At 68.9% G+C, this 22553-nt stretch carries 19 protein-coding genes, 1 tRNA gene and 1 pseudogene; 12 read left to right on the forward strand and 9 right to left on the reverse strand.

Annotation, left to right across the window (positions count from 1 at the left end):
• Positions 1-268 precede the first annotated feature (268 nt).
• Positions 269-1924 carry an IclR family transcriptional regulator domain-containing protein gene (locus ADK65_RS25010; protein ID WP_053672804.1) on the forward strand — a complete coding sequence of 552 codons (1656 nt, stop codon included), beginning with the start codon at positions 269-271 and terminating at the stop codon, positions 1922-1924.
• Between the two features lie 86 nt (positions 1925-2010).
• Here ADK65_RS25010 and ADK65_RS25015 read toward each other — a convergent pair whose 3' ends face one another.
• Positions 2011-3486, reverse strand: a complete 1476-nt coding sequence (locus tag ADK65_RS25015; RefSeq protein ID WP_234352942.1) for a lipase/acyltransferase domain-containing protein — start codon at positions 3484-3486, stop codon at positions 2011-2013.
• 20 nt (positions 3487-3506) lie between these two features.
• Here ADK65_RS25015 and ADK65_RS25020 point away from each other — a divergent pair, with 20 nt between their 5' ends.
• The 6 genes from ADK65_RS25020 to ADK65_RS25040 all read left to right on the forward strand — a co-directional run bounded on the left by ADK65_RS25020 (position 3507) and on the right by ADK65_RS25040 (position 10793).
• Positions 3507-5675: a hypothetical protein gene (locus tag ADK65_RS25020; RefSeq protein ID WP_053672806.1), complete on the forward strand. Its 2169-nt coding sequence runs from the start codon at positions 3507-3509 to the stop codon at positions 5673-5675.
• The gene (locus ADK65_RS25025; RefSeq protein WP_053672808.1) at positions 5662-8037 is read left to right on the forward strand and encodes a WD40 repeat domain-containing protein; all 2376 of its coding nucleotides are present in this window, start codon (positions 5662-5664) and stop codon (positions 8035-8037) included. The genes ADK65_RS25020 and ADK65_RS25025 overlap by 14 nt, the downstream gene beginning before the upstream one ends.
• Before the next feature lie 202 nt (positions 8038-8239).
• Positions 8240-8926, forward strand: coding sequence for an RES family NAD+ phosphorylase (locus tag ADK65_RS25030; protein WP_053672810.1), 687 nt, complete (start codon positions 8240-8242; stop codon positions 8924-8926).
• Between the two features lie 262 nt (positions 8927-9188).
• Positions 9189-9380: a hypothetical protein gene (locus tag ADK65_RS38620; RefSeq protein ID WP_159038816.1), complete on the forward strand. Its 192-nt coding sequence runs from the start codon at positions 9189-9191 to the stop codon at positions 9378-9380.
• 222 nt (positions 9381-9602) lie between these two features.
• A complete protein-coding gene (locus ADK65_RS25035; protein ID WP_053672812.1) occupies positions 9603-10004 on the forward strand; it encodes a hypothetical protein in 402 nt (133 codons plus the stop codon).
• Positions 10005-10720: 716 nt separating this feature from the next.
• Positions 10721-10793, forward strand: a tRNA-Arg gene (locus ADK65_RS25040).
• Positions 10794-10867: 74 nt separating this feature from the next.
• Here the strand turns inward: ADK65_RS25040 and ADK65_RS38625 are convergent.
• The 3 genes and pseudogenes from ADK65_RS38625 to ADK65_RS37405 all read right to left on the reverse strand — a co-directional run.
• Complete coding sequence (locus tag ADK65_RS38625) at positions 10868-11593, reverse strand: hypothetical protein (protein WP_159038817.1); 726 nt, start codon at positions 11591-11593, stop codon at positions 10868-10870.
• Entirely contained in the window at positions 11590-11904 is a 315-nt protein-coding gene (locus ADK65_RS37400; RefSeq protein ID WP_078956125.1) for a PadR family transcriptional regulator, read from the reverse strand. Before ADK65_RS37400 ends, ADK65_RS38625 begins: the two co-directional genes overlap by 4 nt.
• Positions 11905-12027: 123 nt before the next feature.
• Positions 12028-12216: pseudogene (locus ADK65_RS37405) on the reverse strand (tyrosine-type recombinase/integrase); the annotation flags it as partial.
• Positions 12217-12482: 266 nt separating this feature from the next.
• Here ADK65_RS37405 and ADK65_RS38630 point away from each other — a divergent pair.
• Positions 12483-12962 carry a TRADD-N-associated membrane domain-containing protein gene (locus ADK65_RS38630; protein ID WP_159038818.1) on the forward strand — a complete coding sequence of 160 codons (480 nt, stop codon included), beginning with the start codon at positions 12483-12485 and terminating at the stop codon, positions 12960-12962.
• Between the two features lie 219 nt (positions 12963-13181).
• Here the strand turns inward: ADK65_RS38630 and ADK65_RS39985 are convergent, their stop codons facing one another.
• Positions 13182-13301, reverse strand: a complete 120-nt coding sequence (locus tag ADK65_RS39985) for a DUF6959 family protein (protein ID WP_420709074.1) — start codon at positions 13299-13301, stop codon at positions 13182-13184.
• A 217-nt stretch (positions 13302-13518) separates the two neighbouring features.
• Between ADK65_RS39985 and ADK65_RS25050 the strand changes: the two genes are divergently transcribed.
• From ADK65_RS25050 to ADK65_RS25060, 3 genes are all read left to right on the forward strand, one after another.
• On the forward strand, positions 13519-13926 hold the full coding sequence (locus ADK65_RS25050) for an NUDIX hydrolase (RefSeq protein ID WP_053672816.1): 408 nt from the start codon (positions 13519-13521) through the stop codon (positions 13924-13926).
• A 137-nt stretch (positions 13927-14063) separates the two neighbouring features.
• Entirely contained in the window at positions 14064-14399 is a 336-nt protein-coding gene (locus ADK65_RS25055; protein WP_053672818.1) for a hypothetical protein, read from the forward strand.
• A 273-nt stretch (positions 14400-14672) separates the two neighbouring features.
• The gene (locus ADK65_RS25060) at positions 14673-15506 is read left to right on the forward strand and encodes a PIG-L family deacetylase (protein WP_053672820.1); all 834 of its coding nucleotides are present in this window, start codon (positions 14673-14675) and stop codon (positions 15504-15506) included.
• A gap of 24 nt (positions 15507-15530) precedes the next feature.
• On the opposite strand, the gene ADK65_RS25065 is transcribed toward ADK65_RS25060, so the two are convergent.
• From ADK65_RS25065 to ADK65_RS25075, 3 genes are all read right to left on the reverse strand, one after another.
• Complete coding sequence (locus ADK65_RS25065) at positions 15531-16949, reverse strand: oxygenase MpaB family protein (protein WP_053672906.1); 1419 nt, start codon at positions 16947-16949, stop codon at positions 15531-15533.
• A 92-nt stretch (positions 16950-17041) separates the two neighbouring features.
• Positions 17042-17845: a polyprenyl diphosphate synthase gene (gene uppS, locus ADK65_RS25070; protein WP_078956127.1), complete on the reverse strand. Its 804-nt coding sequence runs from the start codon at positions 17843-17845 to the stop codon at positions 17042-17044.
• A gap of 236 nt (positions 17846-18081) precedes the next feature.
• Positions 18082-18807, reverse strand: coding sequence for a GntR family transcriptional regulator (locus ADK65_RS25075; protein WP_053672826.1), 726 nt, complete (start codon positions 18805-18807; stop codon positions 18082-18084).
• Positions 18808-19120: 313 nt separating this feature from the next.
• On the opposite strand from ADK65_RS25075, the gene ADK65_RS25080 reads away from it, so the two are divergent.
• Positions 19121-21679, forward strand: a complete 2559-nt coding sequence (locus ADK65_RS25080) for a glycoside hydrolase family 32 protein (RefSeq protein WP_053672828.1) — start codon at positions 19121-19123, stop codon at positions 21677-21679.
• A gap of 115 nt (positions 21680-21794) precedes the next feature.
• Here ADK65_RS25080 and ADK65_RS25085 read toward each other — a convergent pair whose 3' ends face one another.
• Positions 21795-22409, reverse strand: coding sequence for an RDD family protein (locus tag ADK65_RS25085; protein ID WP_078956128.1), 615 nt, complete (start codon positions 22407-22409; stop codon positions 21795-21797).
• Positions 22410-22553 lie beyond the last annotated feature (144 nt).

Here is a 22553-nt window from a genome sequence, read left to right on the forward strand (position 1 = left end):
GGGTGGGGGCGGGAGTCGCGGGGGCGGGGACGGGAGCGGGGGCGGACGGGGGGTATCGGGTGCGGGGGACGAGGGAGTAGGGGACGGGGGCGGTGGGCCAGGGGTGGGGCCGCCGGGCCGGCCGGCCACCCAACCACCCGGCTGCCTGGCCACTCGGTTACCTGGTCACCCGGCCACCGGTCTCGGATTACTCGGATCACTCGGATTACGGTGGGCTTGCCGCGATCGTCGCGAGCGCCGTACCGGAGAGCCGATGCCAGCGAACCCCATGCCCGAGTCCCAGGAGGGCACCGCCCCGCCGGCCGACGAGTGGGGGCAGAGGGACGTCCCCGAGGAAGCGGTCACCCCCCTCGTCCGCGGCATCGCGGCCCTGCGGGAACTGACGGAGGCGGGCGGCACGCTGAGCCTGAGCGGCCTGGAACGTGCCACCGGCCTCGCCCGCTCCACGGTGGACCGCATCACGGCCACGCTCGCCCGCATGGGCTACGTCCGCTTCGACGGCCGGGACGTCCACCTGTCGCCGCGTCTGATGGCACTGGGCAACGCCTACCTGTCCGCCCTGCGCCTGCCCGCTCTGCTCGCCCCGCACGCGGACGCCCTGGCCGACGAACTGGACGAGTCGGTCTCGCTCGCGGTCGCCGACCTCGACGGCATCCGCTTCATCCACCAGGCGACCCGCCGCCGCGCGATGTCCCTCAGCTTCCGCATCGGCGACCTGCTCCCCGCCGAACGCACCGCGCCCGGACCGCTGTTCGCGACGGAGTGGGCGGACACGGACTGGCAGCGCTGGCGGCACCGCAGGGCGGCGGACCCGAGAGACCTGTCCTTCACGGCCGTACCGCCGCGCCGGCCCGGAGCGGACGCGCGGGACGACGAGACGTTCGCGCGCCGCACGCGAGAGGCGGCGGCGAACGGCTGGTCCCTGGACGACCAGCTGATCGAGCCAGGTCTGGTGGCGATCTCGGTACCGGTCCGGGCGCCGGGAACGGACGGCAGGATCGCGTGCGTGGCGAGCGTGGTCAGCCACACGAGCCGCCACACCGCACCCCACCTGCGCACGACGCTGCTCCCGAGACTGCGGTCCGCGGTGGAGACGATGGAACAGGAACTCCGCATCACCCCTCCCCCCGAGCCCGGCCCTCCCCCCTCGGACCTGGCGCGCTGGACGGGGGCGTCCAAACAGCGACTGGGACGCGAGTTCATCGAGTCCCTGGCCCGCGGCCTGACGGTCCTCACGGCGTTCGGCGAGGGCAGGCCGGAGCTGACCCTCACGGAGGTGGCCCGGGCGACGGGCCTGGCCCGGGCGACGGCCCGCCGCGCCCTGATCACCTACGACCATCTGGGCCTGGTGGCCACGACGGGCCGCACGTTCACCCTGACCCCCCGGGTCCTCTCCCTCGGCTTCCCGCCCCTGTCCCGTACGTCCCTCCCCGAGATCGCCCAGCCCCATCTGGCCGATCTGACGTCCCGCATCCACGAATCGACGTCACTGGCGGTGCTGTCGGACTCCGGCGAGGAGATCCAGTGCACGGCCCGGGTCGCGACGGCCCGGGTGATGAGCGTGAACATCGCGGTGGGCACACGCCTGCCGGCGTACGCGACGGCACTGGGCAGGGTCCTGCTGGCGGACGCGCCCGCCGGCACGGCCCCGGACACCGCTGACGAAGGGGCCCTGGCCTCGGTCCGCTCGCAGGGCTACGCCCTGGTGGACGAGGAACTGGAAGAGGGCCTCCGCTCCCTCGCGGTCCCGATCCGCGACCGGTCGGGCCGGGTGGTGGCGGCCCTGAACACGGCGATGCACGCGAGCCGCCACACCCCGAGTGCATGCGTGACCGGCCTCCTCCCGGAACTGACCACCACGGCCACGCGCATCCAGACAGACCTCCACACGGCGTCCCGCTTCACCCGGGTCCCGCTGTCCTGACCGCCCCCGTGTCCGCCGCCGCCCAGGCCACTTCACCGCCGCCCACGCCACTTCGCCGGCGCTCTCACCCACCTCGACGGCCGGGCTTATTCCACTTCCCGCACAGCGCCGCCTTCGCTCGCGAGCACCAGTTGGGTGATGGCGTGGCCGTCGATGGTGCGAACCTTGACACGGTACAAGCCGGGAGCAGTCACGGTGGTCCTGGCCTTGATATGGCCGTCACCCCAGCCTGCCTTGAGGATCCGCGGGTTCTGACCCGCGACGTCGGCTATCTCGCACCGGAGACCGGCCACGGAATCCACGCCGCTGAGTGTGATGTCCCAAGCGGCTCCGACTTCTACCAGGTCAGGGACGTCCAACCCGCAGCCGGGGGCGCCCTGAGGCGGACCCAAGTGTTCGTCGTCCCGCAGTACTTCCGCTACGGCCTTGAGCGCGATGCGATCGGAGGCGACAGCTCCATGCTGGAGGGGCAGTGGTGTGACCGCGGGTCCGACCGCTGCGGACTCCTTGTAGACGGTGCCGTCGCCCTTGACGTCGTAGAACCTCAGGGCGCCGCGCGAGTCGCGAATGAAGTCACCACTGGTGTGCCGGCGAACTCCGTGGTGATGCGGGTGAACCACGCCGTCGCGGATGGTGAGACTTTGCATGGTGGCCTGGTTGGTGCCCGCCACCGCCCAGTGCCCGGGCAGCCTCACGTTGGCCTGCTTCTCCTGGAACTCGACGGCGTTCCGGGCGAGATCGGCGTTACCGCCGATGCCTGTCACATCGCCGGGGGTGAGGCGACGGGCCTCCTTGCCGTCGATGAGACAGGCGTAGTGCGGAAGAAGGTCGTGAAGGCCCGGCATGGTGGCTGCGATGGACTGCAGTTGCCGGTGCGGGAGCGGGACCGGCGCACCGCGCCCGGTGTTGAGGATCGCTGTCGCCTTCACCGCGCCGTAGAAGGGCGTACCAAGGGTGAGGACGGCGCGGGTGTCGTCGGCCAGGGCACCGTCGTACGTGGAATCGAGGGCGGCCCGGGTGACGAGACCTCCCATGGAATGGGCGACGAAGACGAGGCGTGCGGGACGCTCGTCGACGCGGTTGCGCCGGGCGGCGTCGTGAGCGGGATGCAGTCGCCAGGCGGTCAGGTGGCGGCGGGCGGCCTGTGCCAGCAGACGGCCGTTGACGGCGACGGGCAGGCGCCAGTCGTAGGCGAACTCCAGGACGGCGGCCGGATCGGCGACACAGCCCCGGACAGCGTTGATCAGGTCGGTGTAAGGCTCGAACCCCTGGAGGTAGGGAGTCCAGGACGAGTGGCGCATCAGCTGAGTGGGCTTGATCCGGGTGGTCTCGCCTTCCAGCTCCTCCGGAGTCAGGCGCAGCGGCTCGAGGCCCTTGGGCCGTGTCCATGCCTTCAAGAGCCACGACACGCCGGATAAGCCCCAGACGGTCCTCTGGGTGACGGTGTCGTAGAGCTCACTGCCCATGATGCCCGGGACGATGACAACGGCGTCCTGGGTGATGTCGGCAGTCACGGCTGACGCGGCGGAGGAGTTCGCGGGTTCCGGCCCGTGGCGATTCATGGCTGTGAACAATAGAGAACATGCAGGGGGAGCACGGGGAGATTGGCTTAGCCGGGCAGGCCGAACCGTCACAGGGTGAGAAGGACGCGGGGCCGGCCGCCGGCTCACTGGTCATCCTGACCGTGGAGGACGGAGACCCGGAGTTCGCCAAGGCGATCGAGGAACAGCTCTCGGTCGTGACTGCCTGGTGGAAGGCCGGGCCCGCGCCGGGCGAAGGGTTTGTACAGACCGTTCTGCGTGCGCCGGAAGAGCGCCACGATGTGGAGCGTTTCCTGCACAGCTCCGGCCTCCGTGAGGCGGCGGAAGACGAAGCGCTGGTCCTCTACGTCACGTCACACGGCGCTGTCGGCACATCCACCAGGCACTTTCTGCTGCTGCCCGGCACCGACACCGACCGGCTGCCGGCGACGGGCATGCCGACGAACGAGGTCGTCATCGCGGCTCTCGACTCGCATGCCCGCCATGTACTCGTGATCGTCAACGCGTGTGAGGCGGAAGGCATCGATGCGGAGCTCAGGAAACTGGCCCGCGACCTTGTCCGTCCGGGTACGCCGGCGAGGGCGCTGAACGTCGTGGCGACGACGGGGGTGCGTTCCCCGGTGCTGGGCCGCGAGTTCGCCGTCGTCCTGCGCATGGCCTTCGAGTGGTTCCAGGACGCGGCCGGAATCACCCGTCCGTACCTGTCGATCTCCGAGTTCATGCAGGCTCTCGAGCAGGCCACCGAGCGACTCAACGAAGAACGGGATCTCTCACTCGCGGGCCCTCGGACGGTCCTCCAGGGCAAGCTCGGTGCCCCGATCCCCACCCTGCCCAACCCTGGCTACCGGCCCCGGCCGCAGGTGGTCACAGAAGCCAGGGAGGAAGTCGCGGCCACGCCCCAGGAACTGGAGTACTGGCTGGACCGCGCCAGCGGCCGTGCCAGCCGCGACGATCCCGGCTGGTACTTCTCCGGCCGCCAGGAACTGAACCGCCGGCTGACGAGCTTCGTCAAGGGTCCCGCGGGCGTCCTCATCGTGACCGGCACGGCCGCCAGCGGGAAATCCGCGGTACTGGCCCGGGCAGTGACGCTCAGCGATTCCGCCTTCCGGGCCTCACCCCGCTACGCGGAGGCAGTGGACAAGGCGCCTGCGGACACCGTCCCGGACGAGGGATCGATCCACGTGGCGGTGTCGGCCCGCAACCGTGGGCCGCTGAGTCTGATCGAAGCCATCGGTACCCGGCTGGGCGGTGAGCGGGACCGTACGCAGCCCGCGGCAGATGCCCTTCGGCAGTGGCAGGAAGGGATGCGTGCCTTCTTCACGGCACGTCAGGAGGGCACGGTCACGGTGGTCGTCGACGGGCTCGACGAATCCCCGGATGCCGGTGCCTGCATCCGGGATGTCCTCGTGCCCCTCGTCGGCTATGCCGGCGGGGCCGGTGGCGCGGGCAGCATCCCCATCCCCGTGCAGGCTGCCGACTCCAGGCCGGCCGAACCGCCCTCCGGCCACTGCGGCCTGCGTCTGCTCATCGGGGTCCGCAGCACCAGTCCGGGCACCCCGATCGCAGCCGCCGCCACCGGCCTGCGAGGGCTGTTGCAGGAACTCCTGCTCGTCTTCCCGGCGGCCCAGGTGGTGCGCACGGACGGAGAGGGGGTCCAGGAGGACATCGCCGCCTACGTGACTGCTCTGCTGGCCGGGGCACCATGGGGCGCCGACCAGAAGGTGATCGCCTCCGCAGCGGAGCGAGTGGCACGTCATGTCGGCCGGTCCTTCCTGGACGCCCGCCTGGCCGCCGAACAGGTGCGTCGCGGTGACGGAATCACACTGCTCCGCGACCGGCTGTGGCTGTCACGGCTCGACCGGGGCACCGTGGGTCTGTTCGAGCAGGATCTCAACCAGGTCGGCGACGACGGTCTGAAGAAGGAGGAGGCGCTCGCGCTGCTGCGCGCCACCGCCTTCGGGCTGGGGCGTGGGATGCCGTGGGCGCAGGTGTGGCCGGCCGTGGCTTCCGCGCTGCTGGAGGCCCGCATCGATCACGCCGACGAGAAGATCCGACGGCTCCTCGAAGGCCGGCTCGCCGGCTACCTCACGCATGACATCGAGGATGAGCACGTCGTGTACCGCCCCGCCCACGAGCAACTCGGGGTGATGCTGCGCCAGTGGCCTCAGCCGCCGTACGAGACGAGGAGGGCCTTGGATGGATCCGGATGAGCGGCAGGGGCATGCCCACGCCGGTGAGCAGCAGGCCCACGCACGCATCGCGGCCGCGCTGGCGCGTCTGGTCAAGCATGATGCAGCGACCGTGCCACACCCGTATCTGACCCGGCATCTGGCTCATCATGCCGCGCTCGGCGAGACACTGGACGACAGCCACGTTCCGCCTGGTCTGCTGCCGTGGATCTCCGGCGGCCGGGTCCGGGGACTTCTCGGTCTCTCACCCGCCCGCCGAACGGACCGGGCATGGCTCACCGCATGGGCCGCCATCGAACCCTACGTCCAGGACGCGGATCTCCCCTCCTGCTGCTCCAGTCTGCATCTGGCCTACACGGCCTTGTGGTTTCCCGGTGTTCCCCGTCAGGGCCTGCCTCGAGAGGCGGCGGAGTTCGCGGGCTCCCGTCTGCGTGTCCTCTGGTCGCGATGGGCACCGCCCTCCAACGTGCTCGCGACACTCGGCCGTCGCAGTACGTCGCTGGCCGCGGCCGCATCGCCCGGTGGTACTGAACTGCTCGTTGTGGGAGATGAGTCGGGCGGCATCGAGCTCATCGACACGGCCGGCGGTACGGCTGTCGGGGATCGGATTCCCGCGCACGACGGCGAGGTGCGGTGCCTGTTCTCCGTGGCGAACCCCACCGGCGAGGGAACGCTCGTCTCCGGCAGCACCGACGGCACGGTACGCGTCTGGGACACGATCCGAGGAACACTGCTCGACCGTATGACGTTCGGCGGGCGCACCTGGACCGCCGCTGTCACCGGATACCACGACGACGCCGGGACACTGACCGTGGCGGCGGTCAGTGGTGAGGGCGCGGTGAAACTCTGGCGGGAGCACGCGGAGGAAGTCCACCTGGCCGACCTGAGCGCTCATCCGGGGGAACGGGCCGCATTCGCTCTGGCCCTCGCCGTCGGCGACGACGGTCGGCGGCTGCTGATCGGCGCCGGCCGCACACTGAGAGTCTGGGACACCACGGATCACCGGTTACTGCGCGAATACCCTGTCGGCGCTCCGGTCAGGTGCCTGACCGACACGACCGCGCCGGGCCGGGTCGCAACCGGCCACGGCGACGGCTCCATCACCCTGTGGGATACGGCCTCAGGCTCCCGAGCCACCTTCCGGGGGAAGGAGGAACCCGTCACCGCCCTGGCGGCACTGCGCGTCGACGGCGCGCACCTGCTCGCCTCGGCCGGCTCCGGGCCGACGATCGACCTGTGGGACGTGGACACCGGGCACAGGACCGGTCAGCTCACCGGACACACGGACGCCGTGACCGCCCTGCGCACGATCTCGGCCGACGACCGCGACCGCCTCGCCTCCACCGCCCGGGACAACACCGTCCGGCTGTGGGACACGCATGCCATCGAACGCGCGATCCGGGGCACCGCCACCGCCCCCGCCGCCGTGGCTGCGGCAATCACCCCGGAGTCCGTCGACCCGCCCCACCTGGCCGTCAATTACAGCACCGCGCAGACCCAGGTCTGGGACACCCTCACCGGGACGGTCACCGGCTCGTTCGGCAGGGACTCGAAGCATGCCTCGTCAGCCCTCGGCTGGGCGCCGGAGAAGGAGGGCCGGCGCTTACTCCTGTGGGCGGCATCCGACCACAGCATCAGGTCCTGGGATCCTGTACGCGGTGCCGCCGCGGGCATCCTTCTCGACGGGCACTCCCAGCCCATACGCGCCCTCGCCTCGACCGCGGCCCGCGACGGACGGCGATTGGCCATCAGCAGCGACGATTTCACCGTCCGGCTCTGGGACCTCGACGGAGAACGACCGCTGCGGCTGTGGCGGCACCCCTACACGGTCCGAACCGTAGCGGCGGCGTCCGACGGAGTCACGGCGGACTGGTTCGCCTTCGGCAGTGCTGACGGGACGGTGCGCCTGTGGGACACCCCTGACGATGCGCACGGACGCGTTCTCTACTGCAGGCAGGGAATCATCAACGCCGTGGCCATCAATGCGGGTTCCTCCCCATTGCCGCCTTTCCTCGCCAGCGGTGGAGACGACCACACGGTGCGCCTGTGGGACCTGTGTACGCTCGCGCCCATCGGCGGAGGGCTTCGAGGGCACACGGCTGCCGTCGAAGCCGTCGCCACCTGGACGACGTCGGCTGATGTCCCGCGCTCCTACGTCGCCAGTTCCTCCCGGGACGGCACGATCCGGGTCTGGGATGCGGCGACATCACGGTGTGTCCTGCAGCTGGCCACAGGCAATCCTGTGCACACGCTGTCCGTGCGCCTGCCGGGCGATTCCGTCAGCGAGGTCGTCCTCGCCATGGCGGGTGAGGCCGGAGTGGCTGTTCTCGAGTTGGACCTGGAGGACCCGTCGCCTGCGAATGAGGCCGTGCGCCCCCTCTGATCCTTCATGCGCCCCTCATGGGATCGGCAGGACCAGTCGCTCTCGTCTGTCCAGCAGCAGAAAATGATCGTTCGGCTGTGCTCGGACATCCGGACACCCGGCAGGACGTGCCGACGCCCGTCCCTGCCGGTCCACGGCAAGCAACGAGCCAAAACCCGATAGAGCCACATGTTCGAGTTCGTACCTGAGCGAGGAGCGGCCCATGAGTGAGGGCACACCGTTAGAGGCAAGTCTCATACCGGCACCGGAACGCGGGGTGTGGCGCCTGGGCAAGGCGGAGAACCCCCGCAAGTACAACAAGATCAGCCGGGAGGACGACAGCCGCTCGGGGGGCAACAGGTGGAGCCTGGTGAGCTACGGCACCCTGTACTGCGCCTCCGATCTCGACGGGTGCTTCGCCGAGGCGCTGGCTCCTTTCCGTGTGGATCCCGAACTGCGTGAATTCATCGGCGACGACTGGAACGAGCCCTACTTCATGAGGCCCGGCCACCTTCCCCAGGACTGGCGCACCCGGCACACGCTGGTGCGGTTACAGCCGGCCAAGGAGGCGCGGTTCCTGGACGTCGACGACGAGCGGACGCTGCGCACGTTGTCGCGAGAGCTCAAAGGAGAGCTGGAGCGGTTCGGCATCACCGACCTGACAGCCGAACACATCCAGGGCACGAACCGCAGGGTGACCCGCCAGCTCGCGGCCTGGGCGATCGCGCAGCGTGACCCGCAGCAGGGCCGGCTGATTCACGGGATCGCCTACCGCTCCCGCTTCGGGATGCGTCAGTGCTGGGCCGTCTTCAGCGATGTCGATCTCGAAGAGGTGGAGAGACAGCCGATCTGGCCGGAGACGGAGGGGCTGCGCAGAGTCGCCGACGAGTACGGACTCACCATCCGCTGACGCCGCGATGCCACACTCGCCATTCCCCGCTCGCATCCACCTCGAAACCTCCACCAACCGCGTAGCCCGAACGAAGTAAAACCTCAGTGACCACCAGATGCCCTCAGGCCACCGGATAGAACGAAGCCGCATGTCAGCGCCCCAACCTGGCTGCGCAAAACCGATCTTGACGGTTCTTCAGGCAGCAGAAGTTAGCGCAAAAGCGGTGGAGTTAGAGGTGGATTCTGGGTAGCCTTAACTCATGAACCATTGGGGAGGGTCCATGAACACAGTCAGCCACCGGTTACAAGCAGCCGCCATCGCCACACCTGCGATCGCGCTGATACCTCCTGACGGCGCTCCGCAGGCCGGCCAGCCGAGCAACCGGCGTCGCAACAAGCTCCTGCACAGCCTGCACCCCCTCAGTCAGCCCAGCACCGGATCCGTCTCCGAGACCGGCATGCAGCGATGCTGACCACAGGCGTCTAGCGCCGTCGCGGTCCGCAGAGGTCACGCTTCCCCGCGGATCCCCCTTTCAGAAGCGTCACATCAGTCAGCGGCGCCGAGCCCGCATCTGCACTCCATCGGACGTGCGGCAGGCCGAGTTGTCCGCGATCAAGTCCTGCACCCGTTGCCTGACACGCGACCAGTCGGCCATCCGCCAGGCGTGCAGTCAGAACACGAGGGAGGAAGTGCCATGGTCACCACAGCCAACAATCCCGCAGCCGCCAAGAGCGCAGCAAGCGCCGAGCGAGCCCACGCCACCACGGTACGCATGTCCATCGCGGACATCGCCCGTTTCCTGCAGGACAACCTCGGCCAGCGCCTGACGGCTCGCATCACCAACATCAACGATCCCCGACAGGTCGGCAAATGGGCCTCGGGAGATTCAGCACCCCGCCAGGACGCCGAAGACCGTCTCCGCGCCGCCCTGCAGGTGTTCCAACTCATCCAGGACGCTGAGAGCCTTTACACAGCACGTGCCTGGATGATCGGGATGAACCCCCAACTCGAGGACGAAGCCCCGCTGACGGTGATCGCCGAGGGGCGCTTCCGGGACGTCATGGTCGCCGCGCGCGCTTACGTCGACGGCGGCTGACCCACCGCAGCCGGACACGCGCGGCAGAGGGACTTCCGGGCCGCGGGAAGGCTCAGATCCTCGGCACCTGGCCGCTCATCGGCTCCCTGGCGGCCATGGCCAGGTGCTCCCGCCCGCGGCTGCCGCGCCCAACAGATCACCGAGGCACCGCCGGGCGGTCGGCCAGTTCGCACACGGGCCCCTGGCCCGGAACGCCGAGCGCGGTCCGGCGGCGATCACACCCTCTCCCCGGGGTCGGCTGCCCCGCCTGCACGACATGGCGGACGGAGACCGGCGAGCGGTTACCGCCAGCACTCTCTGACCGCAGCACACGCGCATTCAACCGTCACCCGAGCTCTCGACGGCGACGTCCTGCCGATCGGCACCGTGCCGCGGATGGCGGCGGAACTCAAGGCGCACCCGTCACGACCGCAGCTCCACGCCGACGACGGAACGGACAAACCGAACCTCCGTCACACGCGGCCGGGGACGAAAGCCGGCCAGCCCAACCCATAAACCCGCAGCTCAAGCCCTTCGCACCGCCCCACCCCCCTACTCCACACCTCCGCTCCGCCTCGATCCGCTACGCTGTTCACGTCAGCGGTCAGGTCGCGCCAGCTGCCCGCCCGGGAAACCGAGGCGAGCACCAGCACACCCCCGCTGATCAGCGGGCCTGTACACCTCGGCCGAAGATCCCTCGCTGGTTCTTCGCTAAGGTTTCCTACAAGCCACTGCTTGCCTTCGTAGCTCAGGGGATAGAGCACCGCTCTCCTAAAGCGGGTGTCGCAGGTTCGAATCCTGCCGGGGGCACCGGCCAAAAGGCCCTGGACCGATCATGGTCCGGGGCCTTTGACGGCACCATTTGACGGCGACGGGCGTGACGTCTACTGGTCGGCGCGCTCGTCCTCCGGTGCAGCCAGCTCGATTCCTCGCACACCACGTAGCCAACGCGCCAGGACAAACAACGCCGCGCCAGCGATGCCACAAGGCTCCCAGACATCTGTAGCTAGGGCAGTTACGCCCCCGTCGCCGACGATGTAGACGGCTTGTGCACCCACCACCGCAGTGATGAATGCGTTGGTGCGTGCGGGCACTCGAAGCAGCCAATCCACTGGGCGCCACGCTGGCCGGCCGAAGTCATGCAGCCGCATGCGGATGGCCGCGACGAGGAAGCCCAGAGCCAGTACGCGTTGGCGGGCACTGGACAGCGACATGCCGTCCTCGGGACTGCCTGCCAACAGCGACTGCCACTCGTCGTGGAGGTGGGGGCGGCTCACTCCTGCGATGCGAGCAGCGAGGCCCGTTGTGGAACGGGCGATGGGAGGTGGTTGGCGGCTGGACACCTCCTCACTGTTGTCCAGTACCTCTACGTCTCGGATACGCAAGATTCCCCGATCGAAGTCAGGGATGAAGGTGACGGCGAGTGAAAGCCCGCGCGATTCATTGCCAGCCGTTACGCGCAGTTCCCTTCCAGAATGCTCCCGCAGGTTCAGTTGCTCCGGGATTCGGCGGAGGATCGTTTCGATGAGTTCTTGAGTCATTGGCGCGTCGGAGCAGCTCTGGCGCGCTGACCCTGACCACACCAGCCTCAGCGGAGAAGTGTCGCTCATGCACGACCGCCTGCAAGGCCGAGACCGAATCGGCGCATTCGACGGCTCGCCAGTGCGTCACTGGCCTGCTGACGTCCAGTTCCAGTGAGTTCGTAGTAGCGGCGGGGAGGTCGGCCAGGATGCGAGCCGGTCTCTCCGAAACTCATGACCCAGCCGCGTTCAGCGAGGCGATCGAGGATGGGGTAGACGGTGCCGGGGCCGAGATCAGCATCCCGGCAGATGCTGAGCCCCCAGGCCGGGTTGTCGCTCGTCGCGGAGATGAGTGCCTCCAAGACAGCGATCGTCGGCTTGGTGAGCCGGATGTTCGTCATGTCACCAGTGGAGCATGTATCGAGTACGAGATACATGCGTATATCGAGTACGGCATTTGGGCCGCTCGAGTGGACACCGTGCGCAGTCCACCGGAGCGGCAAACCAACCGGACACGGCTCCGCCTACGCGGCAGGCAGGCGACGTTTGAGCAGCCGATCCATGTGGCTGACCGCTTCTCGCTGGGTGTCGCGCACAACGTGCGTGTACATGTCCATCGTGATGCTGATCTGGCTGTGTCCGAGGATCTCCGTGATGACTCGGGGGGCGACGCCGGCCGCCGTCAGCAGCGTGGCGCAGCCGTGCCGGGCATCGGCCTCGGATGCGTGGCACGGAGGCTACTCTGGAAAGCTGGCTTGTCGGGGGAGGGGAGCGCATGGTGGGGGTCTGGGGCAAGCGTCGGAAGGACCGCAAGGCACGCGCAGGTGAGGTCTCGGCAAGCGGCGACAGGTCTGTCGCAGTCGGCGGAGAGATCGGCGTGGTTGTAACCGGGGGCAACGTCACTCTCAACCAAGTTCCACAGCTACAGGGAGCCGCCGCCGACCTCCAAGGGCTCGCCATCGAGCGACAACGTCTCCGGATGGACACGTTCCGTCAGGCTCTCCGACACGCTGAGGCCACGTTTCGCTTGAGCGTCGCGTTTATGGCGGGGGGAGCAGCCATCATCCTCGCCGGCGGCGTCCTGGCCCTAATTCACGCAGGTAACCCAGACCTTAGCTACCTGCCGATTATTACCAGCCTGTTAGGAGCTCTCATCACCGGAGGTGGTGGAGCTCTCGCGATCCACGCCAACAGGGCACGTAAGCACTTGACTGAACAGGGCGAACGCCTGGACGCGCAGATCGCAGAGGATCACAAGGTGGAGAGGCTCAGAGGCTGGATCGATCGTGTCGTAAACCCAGAGACGAGAGATCAGTTGAACACAACCGCAGCGATCAAGGATATGGGTCTTGATCCGGACCCGGCAGCTATTACCGATCGCGTACTTCCAGAGACCCAACAAGCCTCCGGCGAGATCGAAGCAAGTCGGCCCGACACCGGCACGCCAGGTCAGCCCTGACGATCCTTGCGCACCGGATCTGGCGGGGAGCAGCGGGGAATCACGGTGAAAGCAGCCGTGTCGGACTGAGGGCCTTTTTCCCCCCGGAGCCAACAGGCTGGGTTGCCGGGATGCCACCCGAGTCCGTGCGGACCCTTCCCGGGTGCGGTTGCAGTCAAGGCCGATGCGATGGCGCATTGTCATCGTGAGGGGAAGCGGGCCGATCGTCCGACCGCCGACTTAGAACTCCGTCCCTCTTCGCCTCTGTTGCACCAGGACCCCGGGGAACCGTCGTCCCGGTATGCGAACCACTGCGTCGTTGCCACCATCTGTGAACAGCTCGGCCTCAATGCGTTCCATCGGATCATCCAACCGACATCACCGGCTGGCATCAACGGCGGTGGACGCAAGGGGCTTTGAGCGATCGCCCACGCCGTACCGACAGGACGGCCTGGGCCGTTTGAGGGCCGCTCGTTCGAATGCCCCCGCCGGGACGCCGCCAGAAGGGCCCGCGCGATGCTCCCCGTCTGGCCCTTCTGCCGTTTCCGGCGCCCTGCCACACCGATACGGTCCCGTCATGGCGAATGGCAGCGGTGTGCCGGAGAAGGTGGCGTGGGTGCTGGTCCGGGACGGTGCGGTGCTCGTGGCGCGTAGTCACGGCAGGGATCGCTTCTACCTTCCGGGCGGTCACCGTGAGCCGGGTGAGTCCGACGGCGAGACCCTGGTGCGGGAGATCGACGAGGAACTGCGGGCGGCGATCGACCCCAGGTCCATGGTGCACTTCGGCTCCTTCGAGGTCGGCGAGGGCCATCCGGAGCACGGCCCGTTCCGGATGATCTGCTACACCGCCGATCACCGCGGCGAGCTGACCCCTGCACGGGAGATCGCCGAGAAGGCGTGGTTCCGCTACGCCGATCGGGACCGCGTCTCCGTCATCGACGGGTTGGTCTTCGACGCGTTGTACGAGGCCGGCCGGCTGACCTGACCTCGTGGCCGTTATACGGGATCGGGACAGGCCGGAGTCGTGGCCGACGCAGGTTGCAGCCACGGTCCACGGCCATGCGGGGCGCGTGCGGCCGAAACTCCGTCGAGTCCGATCTACGACGGCTCTACTCTGGCCGCATGGCCCACGGAAAGTCCTCGTATGTCTGCCTGCCCTGCCGGGCCTCGTACAAGCAGCCCTACCCCGGCTACCACGACCACGACCGGGTCTGTCCACGCTGCGCCGAACCTCTGATCCATGTCGGCTCCGCCTTCGCGGCACCCAAGAGGCGGGACGCCGCCGCCTGGCGCACTCTCTCCGTGCTGCTGCACGCCGGTGTGCGCTTCCACAAGAGCTGTTGCGGTGGACCCGGATACCGCCCACGCACCCTCAGCGAACTACGCGAGCGGATGGCCTACGCCCGGGCCACCGGAGAACCGTTCGCTCGGGCGTTGGTCCGCCGAGACCTGCCCTAGCTTCCCGGAAGCGGGGGGCGCGCGGGTGGGCGGCCGGTCGCTGATGGCACCCACCCGGCTGTGTTGTGCCCGGGGCGGACCGAGACGACCAGGCGGCCCCGCCGGGAACAGCAGGCCCCGCCCGCACGGTTGGATCGGTCGAGGGACCGGTGCCGCGCGGGCGACGGGCTCGGGGGCCCGGGGGTCGTCCGTTTCATCAGGGTGGGGCCCGGGGTCGCGGTATGCCCGCCACGCACTCGGGCCGAAGACGTATCTCTCCAGGAGGACTGCTGCATGACTGACCGGCCCTTGACGCTCATGGCGGTACACGCCCACCCCGACGACGAGGCCACCGGGACCGGAGGGGTCCTGGCGCGGTACGCGGCGGAGGGCGTCCGTACGGTTCTCGTGACGTGTACCGACGGCGGTTGCGGTGATGGGCCAGGGGGTGTCAAACCAGGCGACCCCGGGCACGATCCGGTGGCGGTCGCCTCGATGCGCCGTCGGGAACTCGAGGCGAGCTGTGACGTCCTGGGGATCAGCGACCTGGTGACGCTGGATTACGCCGACTCCGGGATGATGGGCTGGCCGGGCAATGACGCCCCCGGGTCCTTCTGGCAGACCCCCGTGCAGGAGGGCGCGGCCCGGCTCGCGGAACTCATGCGGCGGTACCGGCCTGACGTGGTCGTCACGTACGACGAGAACGGCTTCTACGGTCACCCCGACCACATCCAGGCCCACCGGATCACGATGGCGGCACTGGAGATGACCGAGCCGGCACCGAAGGTGTACTGGACGACGATGCCCCGCTCGATGATGCAGCGGTTCGGTGAGATCATGCGGGAGTTTCACCCGGACATGCCGGAGCCGGATCCCGCCGAGGCCGCCGCGCTGGCCGAGATCGGGCTCCCCGACGATGAGATCACCACGTGGGTGGACACCACCGCGTTCAGCGGCCGGAAGTTCGACGCCCTGGCCGCGCACGCCAGTCAGGGCGAGAACATCTTCTTCCTCAAGATGGGCAAGGAGAGGTTCGGCGAGTTGATGGGCATGGAGACCTTCGTACGGGTCAGGGACGCCACCGGCGCGGCCGTGCCCGAGAACGATCTCTTCGCCGGGCTGCGTTGATCTGATCCCTGGACCGGCCGGCCGTCATGCCTGTGCGAGGAGCGGGTCGTAGGGGGTGGTGCGGCGGCGGCCGGTCATGAAGGACAGGAAGTCCTTGATGAACGCGCTGCGCGTGTAGTGCGTCTCGGTGCCGGCGCATCCGGCGGTGTCGCGCCGGAACGCCGTGCGGAACAGGGCGCGGTATTCGTCCGCGTCGATGATCTGGTTGCCGTCCTTGTCGGTGGCGTCGAAGAGGACTTCGGCGACTCTGATCAGTGCGGGTCCGGCCAGGGACGGCACGGCCGCGGCGTACTCCTGGGCGCTGACGCGGCCGTCGCCGTCGGTGTCGAGGGCCGCCTGCAGTTCGCGCCACCAGCCGGCGAAAGCGTCGTAGAGCCGGGTCTCCTCGGGTTCGTCCAGGTCGAGGCGGCTGGACAGTTCGCGGGCCATGGCGGCGAGGTCGGGCCAGTCCAGGTAGCCGTTGCCCGTCTGGTCCAGCACCTCGGTGAAGAACTGCTCGGCACTGCGCCGGGTCGTGCCTTCCTGGGCAGGCTCCGGTTCGGGAGGGAGCGGGGCGATGAGCCGGATGAGGGCTGCGGCCCGGTTCATCTTGTCGCGCAGGGCGGTGACCGTGCGTGCTCTCGGGTCGTCACTGTCCAGGGAGAGGGACAGCAGGTCGGTGACGATGGCGGCCTGGATCCAGCCGTCCGGCAGGAGACGGGCCAGGCCGGCGGCCAGGTAGGCGCCTTGCATCACGGTCTGGGCGCCGGGCAGTTCCGGCAGCCCGGCCCGGCGGCGGAACGGCTCGGGCAGGGACGCCACGGTGATGGCCCCGATGAGGGGACCGACGACGGTGCGGCCTGCCGCCCACAGGGTGGGCAGGCCGTGCAGCAGCGGCGGGGCCGGGAGGTGGTCGAAGAGCTTGTAGAGGACGATGCGCATCGCCTCCGTGTTCTCCAGCTCCTCCTCCACCACGCGGTCGAAGTAACCCCAGAACTCGTGCAAGGAGGGCGGCAGATGACCGCCCTCGTCACCCATGGCCGCGAGGAACGCCTGGAACTCCGCGTACAGCCGCTCCATGGTCTGCTGGTCGAGGGGCCGGCCGCTGAGCCGGCACATGGTGACGGCGCTCTCGAATATCGTCGCGACCACCCAGGCCCGCACCTCGGGGTCGAGCGCGTCGTAGGGCCGGCCTTGCCGGTCGGTGCCGTTCAGCCGGGCGTGCAGGCGGTTGAGGCGGGCCGCCTCCCGTTGCCGGACCTGGTCGTCGGCGCCGAACATGCGCTGCAGGCTCAGGAGGGTGTTGCGCAGCCGCCGCCAGGGATGGGCGACGAACGTGGAGTTGTCGATCAGGGCGCCCCCGATCTGCGGATGGGCCGCCTCCAGGACGGTCGCCCGGACCATGGCCAGTGCCCAGCGGGGGTCGTTGAAGAACTCGTGGAACTGCGAGCCGGGTCCGAACAACGGCCCTGTTCCGCCTGCGGCGTCGTGAAAGCCGCCGTCGCTCTCCGTGCCGCCGGCACCGGTGCCGCCGAGAGGGGCGCTGTCTGGGTGGGTCACGGTCGGGGTTCTCCGTTCTGATGGTTCTGACGCGGCAGCACGCCACCGAAGCGGCGTTCCCGTTGCCGGTAGGTGTGCAGGCACTCGAGGAAGTGCGATGCGCGGAAGTCGGGCCACAGCACCGGCGGGAACACCCACTCGGCGTAGGCGACCTGCCAGAGCATGAAGTTGGAGATGCGCTGCTCCCCGGACGTCCGGATGACCAGGTCGACGTCGGGGGTGTCGGGGAAGGGCAGGTGCGCGGCGAAGCTCTCCTCGTCCACCGCCTCGGCCGGCACTCCGCTGCGGATCAGTGAGCGTGCGGCCTCCACGATGTCCCTGCGCCCGCCGTGATCGAAGGCGACGGTCAGCGTCATGCCGCGGTTGTCGCCGGTCAGGGTCGTCAGGTCGGCGAAGTCCCGGGCCAGTGCCGGGGGCACCCGGGCATCGGTCACGCCGAGGAAGCGGCAGCGGATGCCGCGCGCGTGCAGCAGCGGGGCGTGTTTGCGCACCACACGGCGCACCAGGTGCATGAGGAAGTCGACTTCGGCGCTCGGGCGGCGCCAGTTCTCGGTGGAGAACGCGTACAGGCTCAGCCAGCCGACACCGGCCGAACGGGCCGCCTCGATGACGTCGATCACCGCCGTCTCCGCGGCACGGTGGCCCGACGTCCGCGGCAGTGAACGCTGCGCGGCCCACCGCCCGTTGCCGTCCATGACGCAGGCGACGTGACGTGGAGGGCTGCGCGGTTCCTCGCCGCCCGGACCGGATGAGGTGGATGTTCCGACGGTCTGCCGCTGTGTCACATGCGCCCCCCGCATGAGCCGTGACGTCTCCCCGAGGTGGTCGAAGCTCCCGGCTGGGGCGCTTCAACACCGTTCTTGAGAGTGCCAGTTCACGTCTTCGCAGACGGTGTCACATGCGCCTTTTCACCCTTGGTACGCCTGTCCGAGCCGGGTCCGAGCCGGGTCCGAGCCGATTCCGGGGCGGTGTTGGGGAGGGCCTGACGGGGGAACTGTATCCACACTTGTATTCAGGATGACCCGTTGGGCGTGTCTCAGCCTGTGACGTCCAGCTGGACGTCCGCCTTCAGCGTCAGATCCTGGCTGGTCAGACTCTCGATGAGCGCGGTCAGGGTCTGCGCGAGGTGGTGCCGGCAGGCCGCCTCCGCCGCCTGGGCGTCCCCGTGCAGGACCGCCTTGAGCATCGCGCGGTGCTCCTCCAGCGAGGTCAGCATGCGGCGCGGTCCACTGTGCGAGAGGTGGCGCAGACGCACGGTCTGACTGCGCAGGTCGCGGATCGTGCGGGCGAGGTAGGGATTGCGGCAGGCCGCGATGACCGCTCGGTCGAACGCCTCGGTGATGTCGTAGAACTCCTGGTACGAGCTTGCCTGCGCGGCGGGATCCAGCGCACGGAAGGACTCGTCGAACGCCTCCAGCCGCTCCAGCAGTTCGCGGAACGGTGCCAGCACCCGCTCGTCGGCCGAGCCCGCCGTGGCGACCGATGCGGCCGCCCGGGGCTCCAGCAGCATCCGGAACTCGAACAGGGCGCGGACACCGCCCAGGGAGATGGCCGCCACCCGGGCCACCTCCCCCGGCACGAAGTCGACGAGCCCTTCCCGGGCCAGCCGCCGGATCGCCTCCCGCACCGGCGTGCGCGAGGCCCCCAGCTCCTCGCCCAGCTGGACCTCGCCCAGTCTCGCCCCCGGCCGCAGCCGCAGCGACTCGATGTCACCCTTCAGCCGCTCGTAGACCGCCTCGCTCTTGCCAGTCGCCCGGGCCATGAGACTCCCTGTCCGTCCTTGCGCACCCTTGCCTGTATACAGACTACGACCGGCGACGCGTCGATCCCCGGCGGCCGAAGACCGACACCCGGAGGATCGCAGGGCTCGCGGATCAATTCGCATCCGGACCGTTGACGCCGCCACCCGGCTGCGTCTCATAATCGGGCAGCCACTGTCATCGATGACACCTGTCAACGATGACACCCTCGGTCGATGGCGGGTGAACCTCCGTCGGCCCGGGTGCACTTCACGGTCTGTCACGCGGGGGGACTCGGTCGCCGCTGCGTGGACGGCCGCGGGACAAGGAGACACGATGAGCCGTGTACGCGTATCCCGGCATGCCCGCATACGGATGGCGACGGTGGTGACCGTCTGCGCCCTGTCGGCAGCCTCGCTCGCCCCCTGGGCCTGTGCTGCCGACGACGCCCCGGCGTACACCGAGACCTACCGGCCCCAGTTCCACTTCACTCCGGAGAAGAACTGGATGAACGACCCCAACGGCCTCGTGTACTACCAGGGCGAATACCACCTCTTCTACCAGTACAACCCGAACGGCAACTCCTGGGGCGACATGTCCTGGGGGCACGCGGTGAGCAAGGACCTGGTGCACTGGGAGGAGTTGCCGCTCGCCCTCGCGCACGACGACGAGGAGATGGTCTTCTCCGGCGGCGCGGTCGTCGACCGGGACAACACCACCGGGTTCGGCACGAAGAAGAACCCGCCCATGGTGGCGATCTACACCAGCGCCTACAAGGACGGCGGCAAGCAGGCCCAGTCGCTGGCCTACAGCACCGACCGCGGCCGTACCTGGACCAAGTACCAGGGCAATCCCGTGATCGACATCGGGTCCAAGGACTTCCGCGACCCCAAGGTGCAGTGGTACGCGCCGACCAAGAGCTGGCTGATGACCGTATCGCTGTCCGCCGAGCACAAGGTGCAGTTCTACTCGTCGAAGAACCTCAAGGACTGGAGCCTGCTCAGCGAGTTCGGGCCGGCCGGCGCGACGGGCGGCGTGTGGGAGTGCCCCGATCTGTTCCCCCTCGCGGTCGACGGGGACAGCGGGAGAATCAAGTGGGTCCTGGTGGTCAACATCAACCCCGGTGGCATCGCGGGTGGTTCGGCCGCCCAGTACTTCGTCGGGGACTTCGACGGCAAGACCTTCACCCCCGAGGACAAGGGCACCTACACGCCGCCCGCCGGCGACGTCGTGCAGGACTTCGAAGGCACCGGCTTCGGCGACTGGACTGCGACCGGGAGCGCGTTCGGCCAAGGGCCGGCAACGGGTGCGGTGGACGGTCAGGGAACCGTGTCGGGCTTCGACGGCAAGGGTCTCGCCAACAGCTTCCACGGCGGTGACGGTACGACCGGCGTCCTCACCTCTGCCCCCTTCACCGTGAACAGCCCTTATCTGAACTTCAAGATCGGTGGCGGGCGGCATCCCCACGAGGCCGGTACCGTCCTGGACGGCACCCCGCCCGAGGGCACGGTCCTCGCCGACTTCGAGGGCGGGACGTACGGCGACTGGACGGCGACCGGGGACGCCTTCGGCACGGCACCGGCCACGGGCACGCTCCCCGGCCAGCAACAGGTGTCCGGATACCTGGGCGGCGGCCTGGTCAACACCTTCCGCAACGGCGACTCCACCACCGGCACCCTCACCTCGCCCGAGTTCACCGTCGACAAGAAGTACATCGGCTTCCTCGTCGGCGGCGGCAACCACCCGGCCGGCTCCGACCACCCCACCGCGATCGAACTCGTCGTGGACGGCCAGGTCGTCCGTAGCGCCACCGGGAAGGACGCCGAGGCGCTCAACTGGGCCTCGTGGGACGTCGGCGACCTCGCCGGCAAGAAGGCGCGGATCCGGATCGTCGACGACAACACCGGCGGCTGGGGCCACCTCAACGTCGACCACGTCGTCCTGTCCGACAGCCCGGCCCAGCGCGTCTCCCAGGAGACGTCGGTCAACCTGATCGTCGACGGCAAGGTCGTGCGCAGCGCGACCGGCACCGACAGCGAGGCCCTGGACTGGGCGTCCTTCGACATGCGCCCGTTCGCCGGCAAGCAGGCGCGCATCCAGATCCGCGACATGAACACCGGCGGCTGGGGCCACGTCCTGGCCGACCGGTTCACCGCCGCCGACCAGCCCGCCAAGTCCGTCGTGCAGCGCGCCGACTGGGCCGACTACGGCAGGGACTACTACGCGGCCGTGTCCTGGGAGGACGCGCCGGGCGGCAAGCGCTACATGATCGGCTGGATGAACAACTGGGACTACGGCCAGTCCGTCCCGACGACCCCCTGGCGCGGCGCGCAGAGCATCCCCCGGGAGATGGCCCTGCGCACGATCGGCGGCCGGATCCAACTGACCAGCAAGCCGGTGGGCAGCCTGGAGTCACTCCGCATGACGGACCCGGCGGCGGCGTCCAGCCTTTCCGTCAAGAGCACCTCGAAGTCCCTGACCGGCTTCGGCGCCCAGGGCAAGGCACTCGACATCGAGGCGACCTTCTCCCTCGGGGACGCGAACCGCTTCGGCCTGAAGGTGCGTACCGGAGCGGGCGGCGAGGAGACCGTCATCGGCTACGACACGACCACCCAGGAGCTGTACGTCGACCGCACCCGCTCCGGTGCCGGGGACTTCAACAGGACCTTCCCCGGCGTCCAGACCGCCCCCCTGAAGGCCGAGAAGGGCAAGGTCAGGCTGCGGATCCTCGTCGACTGGTCGTCCGTGGAGGTCTTCGGCGGCAGCGGCGAAGCCGTGATCACCGACCAGATCTTCCCCGACCCCTCCAGCACCGGCGTCGAAGTGTTCGCCGAAGGCGGCACCGCCACCCTCGACCGCATGCAGGCGTGGAAGCTGACGTCCATCCGGAAATGACGAGACGTCCCCCTCGGCTCCCGCCGAGGGGGAACCGGCCCGCCGGTCGACCTGGCCGGGTCAGGACGGGTCTGCTTCGGGCTCTCTCCCCCACCGCGCCCCGGCGGGCGCCGGCTCACGGCTGCGGTGTCCCAACCCGACCGTCCGAGGACGTCAACCGAAGCCGGTCTTCCCGGTCGCTGACGACCAAGGTGGTGGCCATCTTGTCCCACAGTTCCTGCCGATTTCGGTCCCACAGGAGCCAGAAGTACGGAATAGCGAAGGTAACGGCGGCCAGGAATCCGACGATCGTCTTCGCGACGATTTCCCGGAAGGCCATTCTCCACCATCCCGCGGTGCGGGCCTGCGGAATGTGGACGACTCTCATGTGCAGCAGCTGCTTGCCGGGTGTCTGGCCGTACTGGAAGACAATGAGAGTCCAGACAAGCCAGCCGATCACCAGCGTGCAGATGATGAGGACGCCTTCGAGCAGGTACCCGCCGAACCGGAGTCCGGCAGTCGAGAGCGTTATTCCTCGCGGCAGGAACAGCACTTGGCCGCAGAACTGGCAGGACAGTTCGTCACCGGCCGCTTTCCCGCAGGTCGGGCATTCGACCAATGGCTGCAATGCCGCCGGTGCTGCCGGAGCCACTGGATGAGGGTGCTCGGGGCGCTGTTCCCACTGCCGGGGCCCGGCAGGAGCCTGGTGTTCCGCTCCCGTCCCCCAAGGCTCGTCATGATTCTTGGTCATTACCGTCTCCACTTGCCGCTGCGCAGCTCGGATGCAGGGCCGCGTACAGACTCCAGGGGGCAGGAGAGCCTCAGAGGTTCCATGGTCGCCCCCGAGCAAGGGACCTCACACGTACGGTTTGTGTTCCCTACCTCTTTCCAGGTC

This window comes from Streptomyces sp. NRRL B-1140 (assembly GCF_001280065.1).
GTDB lineage: Bacteria > Actinomycetota > Actinomycetes > Streptomycetales > Streptomycetaceae > Streptomyces.

Excerpts from the sequence above, each read along its gene's own strand:
- ADK65_RS25010 (WP_053672804.1), top strand. The coding sequence starts at position 269 with ATGCCCGAGTCCCAGGAGGGCACCGCCCCGCCGGCCGACGAGTGGGGG.
- ADK65_RS25015 (WP_234352942.1), bottom strand. The coding sequence starts at position 3,486 with ATGAATCGCCACGGGCCGGAACCCGCGAACTCCTCCGCCGCGTCAGCC.
- ADK65_RS25020 (WP_053672806.1), top strand. The coding sequence starts at position 3,507 with ATGCAGGGGGAGCACGGGGAGATTGGCTTAGCCGGGCAGGCCGAACCG.
- ADK65_RS25025 (WP_053672808.1), top strand. The coding sequence starts at position 5,662 with ATGGATCCGGATGAGCGGCAGGGGCATGCCCACGCCGGTGAGCAGCAG.
- ADK65_RS25030 (WP_053672810.1), top strand. The coding sequence starts at position 8,240 with ATGAGTGAGGGCACACCGTTAGAGGCAAGTCTCATACCGGCACCGGAA.
- ADK65_RS38620 (WP_159038816.1), top strand. The coding sequence starts at position 9,189 with ATGAACACAGTCAGCCACCGGTTACAAGCAGCCGCCATCGCCACACCT.
- ADK65_RS25035 (WP_053672812.1), top strand. The coding sequence starts at position 9,603 with ATGGTCACCACAGCCAACAATCCCGCAGCCGCCAAGAGCGCAGCAAGC.
- ADK65_RS38625 (WP_159038817.1), bottom strand. The coding sequence starts at position 11,593 with ATGAGCGACACTTCTCCGCTGAGGCTGGTGTGGTCAGGGTCAGCGCGC.
- ADK65_RS37400 (WP_078956125.1), bottom strand. The coding sequence starts at position 11,904 with ATGACGAACATCCGGCTCACCAAGCCGACGATCGCTGTCTTGGAGGCA.
- ADK65_RS38630 (WP_159038818.1), top strand. The coding sequence starts at position 12,483 with ATGGACACGTTCCGTCAGGCTCTCCGACACGCTGAGGCCACGTTTCGC.
- ADK65_RS39985 (WP_420709074.1), bottom strand. The coding sequence starts at position 13,301 with ATGGAACGCATTGAGGCCGAGCTGTTCACAGATGGTGGCAACGACGCA.
- ADK65_RS25050 (WP_053672816.1), top strand. The coding sequence starts at position 13,519 with ATGGCGAATGGCAGCGGTGTGCCGGAGAAGGTGGCGTGGGTGCTGGTC.
- ADK65_RS25055 (WP_053672818.1), top strand. The coding sequence starts at position 14,064 with ATGGCCCACGGAAAGTCCTCGTATGTCTGCCTGCCCTGCCGGGCCTCG.
- ADK65_RS25060 (WP_053672820.1), top strand. The coding sequence starts at position 14,673 with ATGACTGACCGGCCCTTGACGCTCATGGCGGTACACGCCCACCCCGAC.
- uppS (WP_078956127.1), bottom strand. The coding sequence starts at position 17,845 with ATGCGGGGGGCGCATGTGACACAGCGGCAGACCGTCGGAACATCCACC.
- ADK65_RS25075 (WP_053672826.1), bottom strand. The coding sequence starts at position 18,807 with ATGGCCCGGGCGACTGGCAAGAGCGAGGCGGTCTACGAGCGGCTGAAG.
- ADK65_RS25080 (WP_053672828.1), top strand. The coding sequence starts at position 19,121 with ATGAGCCGTGTACGCGTATCCCGGCATGCCCGCATACGGATGGCGACG.
- ADK65_RS25085 (WP_078956128.1), bottom strand. The coding sequence starts at position 22,409 with ATGACCAAGAATCATGACGAGCCTTGGGGGACGGGAGCGGAACACCAG.